The following is a 15,325-nucleotide window of genomic DNA, read 5'->3' on the forward strand; positions in this document are numbered from 1 at the left end:
AGTGGTCTGCCTGTGTCTTTTGTATTGTTTTCAGTGACGCCATCGCGAGCAGGCTCACTCCTACAGGGGAACGCATTCCAAATGTAGGAGTGAGCCTGCTCGCGATAGCGTCATCCGGCGCAACATAGCGCTCTGTTTGATTCCACTGTTCGTCGCTTCGCCGTAAAGCCTTCACCGCCCCTTGAACCAAGTCGAAAAAGCCCAGTCCTACTCGCGCCGCTTTCTGCGGCTCACTCAACTTTTGCGCTGTCCCTCTTCAGAGCTGCCCGTCTCATGCGCCACGCCGTTCGTTCGTCTCGCTTCGTTTCGCTGTGCCTGCTGATCCTTTCGCCGCTGTTCGCTGCAGCCGCCCATGCCGGTGCCGAGCGGCAACTGGTGGCCGCCATCAACGACTATCGTGCCCATCCGCAGCGCTGCGATCGACGCCCGGCACAACGCCTGGCGCCGTTGGCGCTGAAGTCGAACCTGGCCTTGCCGATCGGTTATCGCTACGCCGGCGGCATGCGTGAAGCGCTGAAGTCGTCCGGCTACTCCGCCGTTGCGGTACGCAGTATTCGCGTGATCGGGGCCGAGGACGCCGAAGAGGCCTTCGACTTGCTGCAAGACGAACACTGCGCCGCGCTGCTGGATGCGAGCTACGCCGACATCGGCATCAGTCGCTCACGCAATGAATGGCAAGTGGTGTTGGCGCAACCGGTGCTCGACAGCCGCGTTGGCGATAACCGCAGCGTCGGCAAGGCCTTGCTCGCTGAGGTAAACGCCGCGCGCGCCCGGCCACGGATGTGCGGACGCCAGCGCTTCGCCGCCGCCCGGCCGTTGAGTTGGAACGCAGCACTGGGCGCCGCCGCGCAGGGGCACAGCAAAGCCATGGCTTACGGCAACTACTTCGCCCACCGCGATCCGGACGGCGACCTGCCTGCCGATCGCGCCCGTGCAGCCGGATATCGCGGTCGGCAAATCGGTGAAAACATCGCCGCCGGACAGAGTTCACCGGGCAAAGCCATGGCCGGATGGCTGGCCAGCCCCGGGCACTGCGCCAACCTGATGAACCCGATGTTTACCCAGGTCGGTGCCGGGTTTGCCAGTGAAGCGCGCAGTGATGAAGGGGTTTACTGGACGATGGTGTTTGGTGCGCAGTGACTGCCAGCGTCCAGTGCCAATTTCAACAGTTCCTTGCGCAGCATTGAGGGTGCGCGCACGGCCAATCCGCCCTGCCAGTCGAGTGGCAACAAGCGATTGAGCTTTTGCTGGCTGACCTCGGCTGGCGCCAGAAAGCAGCTTTCGCGGTCGCGGATACTGATCACATTCAGCAGCCAGTCATCGCCCTGCTCTGCCATCCAGCGCCTGATCAGCGGCAGGTGTTTTTGCAGCAAGGCATCGGCATCCCAAACAGTCATTTGCGCGAAAAAGCATGGCAGGTTGCTCTCGGGTTTCATCCGTTTCGAGTCGGCTGCCAATGCAGCGGCAAGGTTCGATTCGATGCTGGCCTGGCACTCGAGAAAATATTGCCGAGGCCAGTCTGCCGGCAGTTTTGCCCGTGAAGCGAGGTCGACGTAAGCCTCGATGTCCGCTGGCGTGGTCATCTGCCCGGTGAAATTCTGCGTGTTGTCGAGAATCGCGGTGGTCAGCAAAGCGGCACTTTGCACGCTGATCTGCGGCAGCACACCGGCCGCCTGCCAGCGCTGAAAAACCTGAGTCGCTGCGGCGCCGATCGGGCGGATATCGGCAGCAGATCCAAGCTTCTGCTGCCAATAGTTTTCGTAGCCTGGATGATGGTCGATGACCTCCACCACCCGTTCAAGCACCACCAACGGGTCGAAATGGTGATAGTCCGAGACATCGACCAAGACAAACTCATCGTCCGATGTCGGCTGGTAGTCGTGAAACGCCGCGCCCCAGCCGAGCACGCTTGGCGAAACGCTGGCGTTGGCAGGTGCGCTGCTGACGGCGCGGGCGGGAATGCCTTGCAGGTTGAGCAATTCGGCATAGGCAATGCAGCAGGCGTAGGCGTCAATGTCCAGATAGGACGCGCCGGAGGTGATGATTTTCAGGGGCCGGCAACATCGCACAGGTTTGTGACGTTTGGGTGACAGGAAAAGATCGCAGCCTCGTTACACTCGACAGCTGCTGCAAGGCTGCGATCTTTTCATCTTCAAGCCGCCCGCTGCCCTCCCGCGACCATCGCCGAAGCCGCCAGCATCGCCCGCAATAACACCGCACACCCCGCCGCCAGATCATCCGGCGCGGCGTTCTCGATTTCGTTGTGGCTGATGCCGCCTTCGCACGGCACGAAGATCATTCCGGCCGGGCCGAGTTCGGCGAGGAAAATCGCGTCATGTCCGGCGCCACTGACGATGTCCATATTCGACAAACCCAGCCCTTTCGCTGCGCCGCGCACCGCTTCCACGCAGCCCTTTTCGAAGTACAGCGGCGGGAAGTCCGCTGTCGGCGTCAGTTCATAAGTCAGACCGTGTTCTTCACAGGTGGCTTCGATGACTTGTTTAACCTCGGCAATCATCGAGTCGAGGCGCGCCGGTTCCAGGTGACGGAAATCGAGAGTCATGCGCACTTCGCCGGGAATGACGTTGCGCGAGCCGGGATAGGCTTGCAGGCAACCGACGGTGCCACAGGCATGGGGTTGATGGCCGAGGGCGGCGCGGTTGACCGCACCGACGATCACCGAGGCGCCGACCAGCGCGTCTTTACGCAGGTGCATCGGCGTTGGACCGGCATGGGCTTCGACGCCGCGCAGCTTGAGGTCGAACCACTTCTGCCCCAGCGCGCCGAGCACCACGCCGATGGTTTTCTGTTCGTCTTCGAGGATCGGGCCTTGCTCGATGTGTGCTTCGAAATAGGCGCCGACCTTATGCCCGCTGACTTTACGCGGACCGGCATAGCCAATGGCGTTCAGCGCTTCACCGACGGTGACGCCATCGGCATCGACTTTGGCGAGGGTTTCTTCGAGGGTGAATTTCTCGGCGAACACCCCGGAGCCCATCATGCACGGGGCGAAGCGCGAGCCTTCTTCGTTGGTCCAGACCACCACTTCCAGCGGCGCTTCGGTTTCCACGCCGAGGTCGTTGAGCGTGCGCAGGACTTCGACACCGGCGAGTACGCCGAAGCAGCCGTCGAACTTGCCGCCAGTCGGTTGGGTGTCGATGTGGCTGCCGGTCATCACTGGCGGCAGGTCGGGATTGCGTCCCGGGCGACGGGCGAAAATGTTGCCGACGGCATCGACCGTGACGCTGCATCCGGCGTCCTTGCACCATTGCACAAAGAGGTCGCGGGCCTGGCGGTCGAGATCGGTCAGGGCCAGGCGACAGACCCCGCCCTTGACCGTCGCGCCGAGTTTGGCCAGTTCCATGAGCGAGGCCCACAGGCGGTCGCGGTTGATGTGCTGATGGCTCGATTGCAGAACGTCTACGGCTGCGTTCATGGGGATCTCCTCAGGCTGCTTTTCTTATGAGTTTCTTCAGATAAATCTCGGCCGTAAGTCAGGCCGCCTTCGCGAGCAAGCTCGCTCCCACATTTGGGATGCGTCCCCCTGTGGGAGCGAGCTTGCTCGCGAAGAGGCCTGCATTCACACCGCAGATTTCGCTACTGACGGACTAGCACGCATCACGCACAACCCGTAATAAATAATCCCGCCCAGCGCCGAGCCAGTGAACCAGCCATAGCTGTAAAACCAGCTGAACGCATCGCTGCCCAGCGACATCACGGTCAACACCACCGGTACGCCAAAGGCAACAAAACCGGCCCAGTTCCACGCTGGATAGACGTCGTCGCGGTACAGCCCGGCGAGGTCCAATTGCTGTTTCTTGATCAGAAAATAGTCGACCACCATGATCCCGGCGATCGGTCCGAGCAGGCTCGAATAACCGAGCAGCCAGTTGGAGTAGACACTTTCCAGGCTGACCTCGGAAACGATCCAGCCGAGCTTCTTCAACAGCTCATGCCCCATCAACAACAGCCCGACCAACCCGGTCAGCAAAACTGCTTTGGTGCGGTTGATCACCTTCGGCGCGATGTTCTGAAAGTCGTTGGTCGGCGAAACGATGTTCGCGGCAGTGTTGGTCGATAGCGTGGCGATGATGATCAATGCCATCGCCACCGCGACCCATACCGGACTTTGGATATGGCCGATCAGCGTCACCGGATCGGACACCGTCACACCGACCAGTTTCACCGACGCGGCGGTCATCACCACACCCAGCGCAGCGAACAGAAACATGGTTAGCGGCAGGCCGATGATCTGCCCGAGAATCTGATCTTTCTGGCTCTTTGCGTAACGACTGAAGTCCGGAATGTTCAACGACAACGTCGCCCAGAAGCCGACCATCGCCGTCAGGCCGGCGGCGAAGTAGCCGTAGACGCTGGCACCTTCGGGGCGTTTGGCCGGAATCGCCATCAACTCTGTCATCGACACATTGGGCATCGCCCACACCAGCAGACCGATGCCGACCGCCACCAGCAACGGCGCCGACAACGTTTCCAGCCATTTGATCGACTCGGCGCCGCGAATCACCACCCACAGGTTCAGCGCCCAGAACACCATGAAGCCAATCACCTCCCCCGTGCCGCCGAGGGATTTCCAGCCCTCGAACACCGAGCCGAGAAACAGGTGAATCGCCAACCCGCCAAACATCGTCTGAATGCCGAACCAGCCACACGCCACCAACGCACGAATCAGACACGGCACGTTGGAACCGAGAATGCCGAACGACGAGCGCAGCAACACCGGAAACGGAATGCCGTATTTGGTGCCGGGGAAAGCGTTAAGTGTCAGCGGAATCAGCACGATGATGTTGGCGAACAGAATCGCCAGCAGCGCTTCACCGACGGTCAAGCCGAAGTACGCCGTGAGCACGCCACCGAGGGTATAAGTCGGCACGCAGATCGACATGCCGACCCACAGCGCGGTGATGTGCCATTTGTTCCAGGTGCGTTCGCGCACCTTGGTCGGTGCCATATCGTGGTTGTAACGGGGACTGTCGAGGACGTCGCTGCCGGCTTCAAGCTCGTACAAGCCGTCGCGCTCGGTCACTTGCGATCTGATCTGTTGCATGGCCGCTCCACTGTTCTTCTGATTATTTTTTTGCTCATCAGGCGGCAGGCACACGCGGGTGCGAGCCGGACGATGGCCGGAGGAACTGACAACTTTCGTGCACCGGCCAAGGTGTCAGCGGCGGCATCAATAAACGTGCCGGGTGCCCCGCTTACGCATCGGGCCGAGGGTCAAACGCTTTGCAACTTTCTGATATTCATCAGTTTTAATTATTCACCGGGTGAGTTCGCGGAAACTTGTCTGGGCGCTCAGGCTAAACACTTGGCAAGTTGTCCGAACAGACAGGACTCAAACTGGTGCACTGCATTTATTTTCATCGTGAGCGAGCAGCCGCAGCTCAACTTCAAGCGGCTGATTTCACATAGGAAATCTTGCTCATATTTCCATCCTGTCAAGTGCGTCAAAATGGTGAACAGCCTCACCATTTTGGTGATTTACGTTTTTTATCGTTATTTTTCATACACTTAAAAAAGTCATAAGCTTATAAAAAATAATCTTGCTCTATTGCAAATCTGCGACTAGTTTCTATTCCTGACAGTGCTGACAGGAATACGCCCTGCATCGCCGTACATCAATAAAACATCTAGAACCGGCACAAGTCGGTCAATGCCTGCGAGGAACTCGGAATGTCTCTGTTGATCCGTGGCGCCACCGTTGTTACCCATGATGAAAGTTATCGCGCCGACGTCTATTGCGCCGACGGCGTGATCAAAGCCATCGGTGAAAACCTTGATATTCCCGCCGGCGCCGAAGTCCTCGACGGCAGTGGTCAATACCTGATGCCTGGCGGCATCGATCCGCACACGCACATGCAACTACCGTTCATGGGCACCGTGGCCAGCGAAGATTTCTATAGCGGCACGGCGGCCGGTCTGGCCGGCGGCACCACGTCGATCATCGACTTTGTAATTCCCAATCCGCAGCAGTCGCTGATGGAAGCCTTTCATCAGTGGCGCGGCTGGGCGGAAAAGTCGGCTTCCGACTATGGCTTCCACGTCGCAATCACCTGGTGGAGCGAGCAGGTGCGTGAGGAAATGGCCGAGCTGGTCAGCCATCACGGGATCAACAGTTTCAAGCACTTCATGGCTTACAAGAACGCAATCATGGCCGCCGACGACACGCTGGTGGCGAGTTTCGAGCGCTGCCTGGAACTCGGCGCGGTGCCGACCGTGCACGCGGAAAACGGCGAGCTGGTTTATCACTTGCAACGCAAGTTGATGGCGCAGGGCATCACCGGGCCGGAGGCGCATCCGCTGTCGCGGCCGTCGCAGGTTGAAGGTGAAGCGGCGAGCCGGGCGATTCGTATTGCTGAAACCATCGGCACGCCGTTGTATCTGGTGCACGTTTCGACCAAGGAAGCCCTCGACGAAATCACTTATGCGCGCAGCAAGGGCCAACCGGTGTACGGCGAAGTGCTGGCCGGGCATTTGTTGCTCGACGACAGCGTCTATCAACACCCGGACTGGCAGACCGCTGCCGGTTACGTGATGAGCCCGCCGTTCCGTCCGCGCGGCCATCAGGAGGCGCTGTGGCACGGACTACAAAACGGCAATCTGCACACCACCGCGACTGACCACTGCTGCTTCTGCGCCGAGCAAAAAGCCGCCGGCCGTGATGACTTCAGCAAGATCCCCAACGGTACGGCGGGTATCGAAGATCGCATGGCGGTGCTGTGGGACGAAGGCGTCAACAGTGGTCGTTTGTCGATGCAGGATTTCGTCGCTCTCACCTCCACCAACACCGCAAAGATCTTCAATCTCTATCCGCGCAAAGGTGCGATTCGCGTCGGCGCCGATGCCGATCTGGTGCTGTGGGATCCGCAAGGCAGCCGGACCATTTCCGCCAAGACCCACCATCAGCAGGTGGACTTCAACATCTTCGAAGGCAAGACCGTGCGCGGCGTGCCGAGCCATACCATCAGCCAGGGCCGGGTGGTCTGGGCCGACGGAGACCTGCGCGCCGAGCGCGGGGCCGGGCGGTACATCGAACGGCCGGCGTATCCGGCGGTGTTTGATTTGCTGAGCAAGCGGGCTGAGCAACATCGCCCGACTGCCGTCAAGCGCTAAAGCGAGGCCTTCGGCCTCATCGCGAGCAGGCTCACTCCTACATTTGGAATGCGTACACCTGTAGGAGTGAGCCTGCTCGCGATGGCGTCAGTTCAAACAACACAAAAACCACTGCCCGACAGAGGCAGAGAACCTCAAATAACCGTGAGGCACAAAACCGTGATCGAGACCCTGAACCATCTCCCCCACCCGCACGAAAGCGCGGCCGCCCTCGCCGGGCATTTCACCGATCTGGCGCCGCCGCTCAATGACCGGCAGGCGCATCTGGAAGCCTCGCGCTGCCTGTATTGCTACGACGCGCCGTGCGTCAATGCGTGCCCCAGCGAGATCGACATCCCGTCGTTCATCCGCAACATTCATCAGGACAACGTCCCCGGTGCGGCGCAGAAAATCCTCTCGGCGAACATCCTCGGTGGCAGTTGCGCGCGGGTCTGTCCAACCGAGATCCTTTGCCAACAAGCCTGCGTGCGCAACAACGCTCAGGAGTGCGCGCCGGTACTGATCGGCCTGCTGCAACGCTACGCCGTGGACAACGCGCACTTCAGCGAACATCCGTTCCAGCGCGCCGCAGCGACCGGCAAACGCATCGCCGTGGTCGGTGCCGGGCCGGCCGGTTTGTCCTGTGCGCATCGCAGCGCCATGCACGGCCATGACGTGGTGATTTTCGAAGCGCGGGAGAAGGCTGGCGGTCTCAATGAATACGGAATCGCCAAGTACAAACTGGTCGACGACTACGCGCAGAAGGAACTGGATTTCCTTCTGCAGATCGGCGGCATCGAGATTCGTCATGGTCAGAAGCTTGGCGAGAATCTGACCCTCAGCGAACTGCATCAGCAGTTCGATGCGGTGTTCCTCGGCCTCGGCCTCAGCGCCAGCAAGCAACTCGGTCTGCCTCACGAAGATGCCCCGGGGCTGCTCGCTGCCACCGACTACATTCGCGAATTGCGCCAGGCCGATGACCTCACGCAATTGCCATTGGCCGAACGCTGCATCGTCCTTGGCGCTGGTAACACGGCGATCGACATGGCCGTGCAAATGGCTCGCCTCGGGGCTCGCGACGTCAATCTGGTGTATCGCCGTGGCGCTGCCGACATGGGCGCCACCGGCCATGAGCAAGACATCGCCAAAGCCAATCAGGTGCGCCTGCTGACCTGGGCACAACCCGAAGAGGTGCTGCTCGACGCTCAGGGCCAGGTGCGCGGTATGCGTTTCGCCCGCACCGATCTGGTCGACGGTCGTCTGCAAACCACCGGCGAGACCTTCGAGCTGGCCGCCGACGCGATCTTCAAAGCCATCGGTCAGGCGTTCGATGGCAGCGCCCTCGCCGACCCGTTGGCCCGTGAACTCAAGCATCAGGGCGAACGCATCTACGTCGATGAAAACCTGCGCACCAGCATCCCCGGCGTGTATGCCGGCGGTGACTGCACCAGCCTCGATCAGGACCTCACCGTGCAAGCCGTGCAGCACGGCAAACGCGCCGCCGAGGCGATCAATGCTCAACTGATGCTTAACGTGGAGGCTGCGTAAATGGCCGATCTGTCGATTGTCTTCGCTGGCATCAAAGCACCGAATCCGTTCTGGCTGGCCTCTGCGCCACCGACCGACAAAGCTTACAACGTGGTCCGCGCCTTCGAAGCGGGCTGGGGTGGCGTGGTCTGGAAAACCCTCGGAGAGGATCCGGCGGCGGTCAACGTGTCGTCGCGTTACTCTGCGCACTACGGCAATAACCGTGAAGTGCTGGGCATTAACAATATCGAGTTGATCACCGACCGTTCGCTGGAGATCAACCTGCGCGAAATCACTCAGGTGAAGAAGGACTGGCCGGACCGCGCGCTGATCGTTTCGCTGATGGTGCCGTGCGTCGAAGAGTCGTGGAAACACATCCTGCCGCTGGTGGAAGCCACCGGCGCTGACGGTATCGAGCTGAATTTCGGCTGCCCGCACGGCATGCCTGAACGTGGCATGGGTGCGGCGGTCGGTCAGGTGCCGGAGTACGTCGAGCAGGTCACGCGCTGGTGCAAGACCTATTGCTCGCTGCCGGTGATTGTCAAACTGACGCCGAACATCACCGACATCCGCGTCGCTGCCCGCGCGGCCCACCGTGGTGGCGCCGATGCGGTGTCGCTGATCAATACGATCAACTCGATCACCAGCGTCGACCTGGAACACATGGTCGCCCTGCCCACCGTCGGCAGCAAAAGCACCCACGGTGGTTATTGCGGCTCGGCAGTGAAGCCGATTGCGCTGAACATGGTCGCCGAAATCGCCCGCGACCCGCAGACCCAGGGCTTGCCGATCTGCGGGATTGGCGGCATCGGCAGTTGGCGCGATGCGGCAGAATTCATGGCGCTGGGCAGCGGCGCGGTGCAGGTGTGCACGGCGGCGATGCTGCATGGGTTCCGCATTGTCGAGGAGATGAAGGACGGTTTGTCGCGGTGGATGGACAGTCAGGGTTACGCCAGCATCAGTGAGTTTTCCGGGCGCGCGGTGGGCAATACCACGGACTGGAAGTACCTCGACATCAACTATCAGGTGATCGCGAAGATTGATCAGGATGCGTGCATTGGCTGCGGGCGTTGCCACATTGCTTGCGAGGACACTTCACACCAGGCGATCAGCAGTCTGAAGCAGGCGGACGGCACGCATAAATATGAAGTGATTGATGAGGAGTGTGTGGGCTGCAATCTGTGTCAGATCACGTGTCCGGTGGCGGACTGTATCGAGATGGTGCCGATGGAGACTGGGAAGCCGTTTCTGGACTGGAATCATGATCCGCGGAATCCGTATCACGTTGCGGTCTAGATTGCCGACTGATCCAACAGCCCCCTCACCCTAGCCCTCTCCCAAAGGGAGAGGGGACTGATTGGGGGATGCTTCAGAAATCCACCGACGTGAACGATTTGCTTTGAATCCATAGTCGAAACAGCCACAGGCTCGGACGGCTTTGAATCCACAATCGACGCGGTTTTTCAGGTCGATGTACTTCGAGAGACACCTCGGTCAGCCCCCTCTCCCTCCGGGAGAGGGCTGGGGTGAGGGTTGGCTTTTGCTTTTAGGGTTCCAACCCGATCCCACGCAAGATCACACTCGTCACCGTCTGCACCGCCCGCTCAAACTGCATATCCGACAACGGCTGATGCTCATTCAGAATATTCACCTGATGATCAAAGTCAGCATAGTGCTGTGTCGACGCCCAGATCATATACAACAAACTCGACGGCTCCACCGGCAAAATCCGCTTGTCCTCGACCCACTGACGAATCTTCGCTTCCTTCATCTTCGCCCAGTCATACAGGCTGACATCCAGCGCCTCGCCCAACGTTGGCGCGCCGTGGATGATCTCGTTGGCCCAGACTTTCGAGCCGTACGGTCGGCTGCGCGAGTGGTTCATCTTGGCGCGGATGTAGCTGCTCAGCACCACGCGCGGATCGTCGAACATCTCAAAGCACAGCGCATCCTGTTTCCATACTTCCAGCAGATCGAACAGCACCGCGCTGTACAGCTCGCTCTTGGTGCTGAAGTAATAATGCAGATTGGAACGCGGCAGCTGCACCTCAGCCGCGATGTCGGCCATGGCCGTGCCGCCGAAGCCTTTTTCGGCGAAGACTTTTTCCGCCGCGAGGAGAATTTTCTCGACGTTGTTGCGACGAATCTCGATCTTGTGATTGCCCATAAGGGCTCCCTGACAACAGCGTTGCCCAAGACTAGCATCCGCTCTGGTCCGCGGGCGACCGCTGCAAACAAAACTTCGTACTGGCGTGAGCGGGTGGCTAAACTGACGCTTCTTCGATCCTGCCTCAGAGGTATCCGCGATGCTGTTCAAGAACGTCCTGACCACCACTGCCCTGCTCGCTTCGCTGTTCGCCGCATCTTCCGTATTTGCCCACGCCCACCTGAAAAGCCAGACCCCGGCCGCCGACAGCACCGTCGCTGCTCCCGCCGATTTGCGCTTGACCTTTTCCGAAGGTGTCGAGGCCAGTTTCACCAAAGTCACCTTGACCCGCGATGGCGCACCGGTCGCGGTCAAACCGCTGACCACCGAGGGCGACAAGAAAACCTTGATCGTTACCCCCGCAGCTCCTTTGAGCGCCGGCGAGTACAAAGTCGAATGGCACGCAGTGTCGGTCGACACGCACAAAAGCGAAGGCGCCTATCAGTTCAAGGTTGGCCAGTAACCCATGAGTGAAGCGCTGGTGCTGTGCCGCTTTGTGCATTTCGTCGTGGTGTTGATGCTGTTTGGGGCTTGGTTGTTCAGGCCGTTGCTGCTCAAGGATGAAGCGCCACAAGTGGATCGGCACCTGGCGCGACTGGCGCGTTGGCTGGCGGCTGTGGCGCTGCTCAGCGGGATTGCCTGGGCGCTGTTGATCACCGCGAGCATGGCCGGTTCGGCAGCGGCGGCGTTTGACCCGGACACGGTTGCGCTGGTGCTGGGCAATACGTTTTTTGGTCAGGTATGGCGTTGGCATTTGCTGATCAATGCCGCGCTGTTGGCGCTGTTGTTCACGCCTTGGCGCTCAAGCATGCCGATGCGACTGGGGTTGAGCGCATTGTTGCTCGCGACCCTGGCCCCGGTCGGACACGGCGCCATGCTCGACGGGTTGAGTGGGCAATTGCTGATTCTCAACCAGATCGTGCATCTGACCTGCGTGGCGGCGTGGCTGGGTGGTTTGTTGTTGCTGGTGATGATTCTGCGTCAGCCGACGGAACCGATGCGTGAAGTGTTGCGGCGTTTCAGCGGCGTCGGTTATGCGCTGGTCGCGGGGCTGCTGCTGACGGGATTGATCAATGTCCGCGTGCTGACCGGCCAGTGGTGGCCGACGCCGTTGTTCAGCGGGTTTGCGTTGATTCTGTTGATCAAGGCGCTGATCGTACTGGGGATGCTTGGGCTGGCGCTGTTCAATCGTTTGCGGATTGATGATTGCGAGCAGCGGATGGGCGCACTCAGGCGCAGTGTGCTGCTGGAGTGGCTGCTAGGCATTGGCGCGGTTGCGGCGGTTTCGCTGCTCGGCACCCTACCCCCGATGATCACAACCTAAAGATCATGGAGATCCAATGTAGGAGTGAGCCTGCTCGCGATAGCGGTGTGTCAGTCAAATATCCCTAACTGACACACCGCTATCGCGAGCAGGCTCACTCCTACAGGGGAATTATGTGAATCAGTGGGGCTGGGTGTCGCCCGCTGCGGTGTCGATGCTGACCACCACCGACATCCCCGGCCGCAACCGCTCCTCTTCCTGCTGATCCGGATCGATGGTGATCCGCACCGGCACCCGCTGAGCAATTTTGACGAAGTTGCCGGTGGCGTTGTCCGCCTGCAACAGGGCAAATTCCGAGCCCGTCCCCGGCGAAATATGCTGCACATGCCCAGTGAATCGGCGGTGATTCAGCGCATCGACGGTGAAGCGCACCGGTTGCCCGACGCGCACGTTATCCATCTGGGTTTCTTTCATGTTGGCGATCACCCATTTCTGGTTTGGCACCAACGCCATCAACTGCGCTCCGGAGTTGACGTAAGCACCGAGGCGCACGCCGATCTGCCCGAGCTGGCCATCACGCGGGGCGACGATGCGCGTATTCGACAGATCGATCCGTGCCAGTTGCACCGCCGCTTCGGCGCTGGCCACGGCCGCCTCCAGCGAGCCACGATTGACGATCACTGTTTGCAGATCCTGACGGGCGATTTCCAGATTGGCCTTGGCTTGCGCGACCGCCGCAATGCTTTGCGCATTCGCCGCCAGTGCGACGTCCATCTCGCGCTTCGACACCGAACCGTCGCGCACCAATTCCTGATTGCGGCGCAGATCCGCTTCACTCTTGCGCAACTGCGCTTCGCTGTCGGCCTGCGCCGCCTGACGCAATTTGATCGTCGCTTCGGCGCTGTTGCGTTGCTGCACCACATTGGCCAACGCGGCTTTCTGCACCGCCAGTTGCGCCAGTGACTGGTCGAGTCGCTGCTGATAGATGCGGTCGTCCAGACGCACCAGCAAATCCCCGGCTTTCACGTACTGGAAATCCTGCACCGGCACCTCGTAAACATAACCGGCGAGTTGCGGGCCGATGATCGTCACCTGCCCACGAATCAGGGCGTTTTCGGTGGTTTCGACCGCACTGCTGAACGGCGGCAATTGCCAGGCATACAAAACGATCAACACGCCGACGATGGCAATCGCGGCAAAGCCCAGCGAAGAAATGATCCGCACCCGCAGCGAGCGCGGCTCGGTGTTCGGCGATGACGGCGGCGCCACACCCTCAGGCGTGGCGGCAATGGCGTTGGTGGTTGTGGTGGTCGGTTCGGTCATGAAGAAGTGGCACCGCTCGAAGGTGTGGATGGCGCTGGGGCGACGGCTTTGGTGGTGCTCATCAGCCACAGCGCACGAATGGACAGCCAGATCATGGTCAGCACCGCAATCACGGCGATCAACATGAACACATCGTTGTAGGCCAGCACATTGGCCTCACGGGTGGCGGCGTTGGCCAGGCTGCGAATCCCCGCCAGGTTGCGCAGACTCGGGTCGGCCAGCAACGAGCCATACGCCGAGCCGCCGCTCTGCACGCGCGCGGCCACCAAGGGGTCAGACAGCGTCAGGTGCTCAACGATGTGACTGGAATGAAATTTTTCCCGGACGATCTGAAAAGTGCCCAGCAGCGCCGCACCGAGCAGGCCGCCGAGGTTGTTGCAGATCCCGAACAACACGGAAAAACTCACCAGATTGCGCGGATTGGTCAGCACGTTGCGCGTACCGAAAACCATGGTCGGGCCGAGGAAAAACGTGCTGCCGAACGCCAGCAGAAACTGGCTGAAGTAGAGGTTTTCCGGGCGGGTCAGGTTGTTGGAAAAGCTGTCCATCACCGACCCGGTGGCCATCAGTGCCAGCGAGATAATCAGCGGCATCAGCAGGTGTTTCGGGTCGATGGTCAACGCGCTGGTCAACAGCCCCGCGACACTGCCGATCAGCATCACCACGTAGAGGCTGTGCAACTGCTCGTAGCCCATGTTCAGGTTCTGCATGAAACCGACCGCACCGGTGGACTGCTCCGAGGTGACCATGCGAATCAGGGTCACCGCCAGCGCCAGGCGGATCATCGTCCCGCTGCCAAGCCAGCGGGTCATCAGCAGCGGGTTGCTACGGTTATGTTCGATGGCCAGACCGGCGAGGATCAAAGCAATCGAGGCAGCCAGCGCGTAGCCGATCCAGTTTGCCTCCAGCCACCAGTCAATCCGCCCCAGCGACAACACCGCACACAGTAGCGCCACACCAGTGGCGAGAATGGCGAAGGTGAGAAAGTCGAGTTTTTCGAAGGTTTTGAAGCGGTCGCCCGGCGGCAACTTGAGCATCAATACACAGCCCAGCGACAGCAGTGCCATGCCCAGTTCGAACAGATACAAGCCGCGCCATTCGGCGATCTGCAGCAAGTCTTCGGAAAATAAACGCGCCAATGGCAAGGCCAGTTGCGAGGTGCCGAGACCGAGTACCAGTGCCTTCAACCGCCACTTCGCCGGGAACGCCTGGACCATGTAATACAGGCCCAGCGAACTCAGCGCCGCGCCCACCATGCCGTGGGCCGCGCGCACCGCCACCGCCGAATTCAGATCGTTGACAAACAGATGGCCGAAAGTCACCAGCGCATACAGCACCAGAAACACTTCGGTGAATGCACGCAAACCGAACTGCTGACGAAACTTCACCAGCAACAGGTTCATCGACACGTTGGTCATCACATACGCCGCCGGCAGCCAGGCCATTTCCGCCGTGGTCGCGCCGAGTGCGCCTTGCAGATAAGGCAGGTTGGCCACCACCAGCGAGTTGCCCAAGCCACCGGTCACCGCCACCAGTACACCGACCAGCGCATAGGCCAGGCGCTTGGGGTTGGAGTGCAACGGCGTCGAGGGGGAACCGGGCAGACTGGGCTTTTCGTGGGGCTGCCAGTTGCGCGGGGCGTAGTGATCCATGGAGAAGCCTTGTGCGGAACGTGGGTGAAGTTTGCCGCAAATTCATTGCTAAAACACTTTTCCCTGTGGGAGCGAGCCTGCTCGCGAATGCGGTGTGTCAGTCGACAACATTGTCGGAGGAAAATCCGCATTCGCGAGCAGGCTCGCTCCCACAAGGGGTCGGGGTGATGGCAGGAGGTCATCGTATAACTTGCTGTTGACATTCCCGGAAAACCTAGGAAATATCCGCAACCATGTTGTACG

General features: G+C 60.3%; 12 protein-coding genes. 6 read left to right on the forward strand and 6 right to left on the reverse strand.

Annotated elements, in window-relative coordinates; translation table 11 throughout:
* Positions 1 to 273 precede the first annotated feature (273 nt).
* Positions 274 to 1,140, forward strand: a complete 867-nt coding sequence (locus AB4N74_RS12365; RefSeq protein ID WP_460100468.1) for a CAP domain-containing protein — start codon at positions 274 to 276, stop codon at positions 1,138 to 1,140.
* Here the strand turns inward: AB4N74_RS12365 and AB4N74_RS12370 are convergent.
* The 3 genes from AB4N74_RS12370 to AB4N74_RS12380 form a co-directional block, all read right to left on the reverse strand.
* Positions 1,110 to 2,051, reverse strand: a complete 942-nt coding sequence (locus AB4N74_RS12370) for a DHH family phosphoesterase (RefSeq protein WP_460101134.1) — start codon at positions 2,049 to 2,051, stop codon at positions 1,110 to 1,112. The genes AB4N74_RS12365 and AB4N74_RS12370 overlap by 31 nt on opposite strands.
* A gap of 101 nt (positions 2,052 to 2,152) precedes the next feature.
* Complete coding sequence (locus AB4N74_RS12375; protein ID WP_186624588.1) at positions 2,153 to 3,436, reverse strand: Zn-dependent hydrolase; 1,284 nt, start codon at positions 3,434 to 3,436, stop codon at positions 2,153 to 2,155.
* Between the two features lie 144 nt (positions 3,437 to 3,580).
* Complete coding sequence (locus tag AB4N74_RS12380; RefSeq protein ID WP_460100471.1) at positions 3,581 to 5,065, reverse strand: NCS1 family nucleobase:cation symporter-1; 1,485 nt, start codon at positions 5,063 to 5,065, stop codon at positions 3,581 to 3,583.
* A 626-nt stretch (positions 5,066 to 5,691) separates the two neighbouring features.
* On the opposite strand from AB4N74_RS12380, the gene hydA reads away from it, so the two are divergent.
* The 3 genes from hydA to preA all read left to right on the forward strand — a co-directional run bounded on the left by hydA (position 5,692) and on the right by preA (position 9,933).
* Positions 5,692 to 7,131 (forward strand): dihydropyrimidinase, encoded by a 1,440-nt coding sequence (gene hydA, locus AB4N74_RS12385; protein ID WP_460100474.1) that lies wholly within the window; start codon positions 5,692 to 5,694, stop codon positions 7,129 to 7,131.
* A 159-nt stretch (positions 7,132 to 7,290) separates the two neighbouring features.
* Positions 7,291 to 8,658, forward strand: a complete 1,368-nt coding sequence (locus tag AB4N74_RS12390) for an NAD(P)-dependent oxidoreductase (protein WP_460100477.1) — start codon at positions 7,291 to 7,293, stop codon at positions 8,656 to 8,658.
* Positions 8,659 to 9,933 carry an NAD-dependent dihydropyrimidine dehydrogenase subunit PreA gene (preA, locus tag AB4N74_RS12395; protein ID WP_099756571.1) on the forward strand — a complete coding sequence of 425 codons (1,275 nt, stop codon included), beginning with the start codon at positions 8,659 to 8,661 and terminating at the stop codon, positions 9,931 to 9,933.
* 250 nt (positions 9,934 to 10,183) lie between these two features.
* Here the strand turns inward: preA and AB4N74_RS12400 are convergent, their stop codons facing one another.
* A complete protein-coding gene (locus AB4N74_RS12400; protein WP_007919317.1) occupies positions 10,184 to 10,804 on the reverse strand; it encodes a TetR/AcrR family transcriptional regulator in 621 nt (206 codons plus the stop codon).
* Between the two features lie 139 nt (positions 10,805 to 10,943).
* Between AB4N74_RS12400 and copC the strand changes: the two genes are divergently transcribed.
* Complete coding sequence (copC, locus tag AB4N74_RS12405; RefSeq protein WP_099756572.1) at positions 10,944 to 11,306, forward strand: copper homeostasis periplasmic binding protein CopC; 363 nt, start codon at positions 10,944 to 10,946, stop codon at positions 11,304 to 11,306.
* Between the two features lie 3 nt (positions 11,307 to 11,309).
* A complete protein-coding gene (copD, locus tag AB4N74_RS12410) occupies positions 11,310 to 12,167 on the forward strand; it encodes a copper homeostasis membrane protein CopD (RefSeq protein WP_460100482.1) in 858 nt (285 codons plus the stop codon).
* A gap of 120 nt (positions 12,168 to 12,287) precedes the next feature.
* On the opposite strand, the gene AB4N74_RS12415 is transcribed toward copD, so the two are convergent.
* Entirely contained in the window at positions 12,288 to 13,430 is a 1,143-nt protein-coding gene (locus AB4N74_RS12415; protein ID WP_093440910.1) for an HlyD family secretion protein, read from the reverse strand.
* Positions 13,427 to 15,082 (reverse strand): MFS transporter, encoded by a 1,656-nt coding sequence (locus AB4N74_RS12420; protein WP_093440914.1) that lies wholly within the window; start codon positions 15,080 to 15,082, stop codon positions 13,427 to 13,429. The genes AB4N74_RS12415 and AB4N74_RS12420 overlap by 4 nt, the downstream gene beginning before the upstream one ends.
* Between the last annotated feature and the right edge of the window lie 243 nt (positions 15,083 to 15,325).

It is taken from the genome of Pseudomonas sp. H3_C08 (assembly GCF_054669455.1).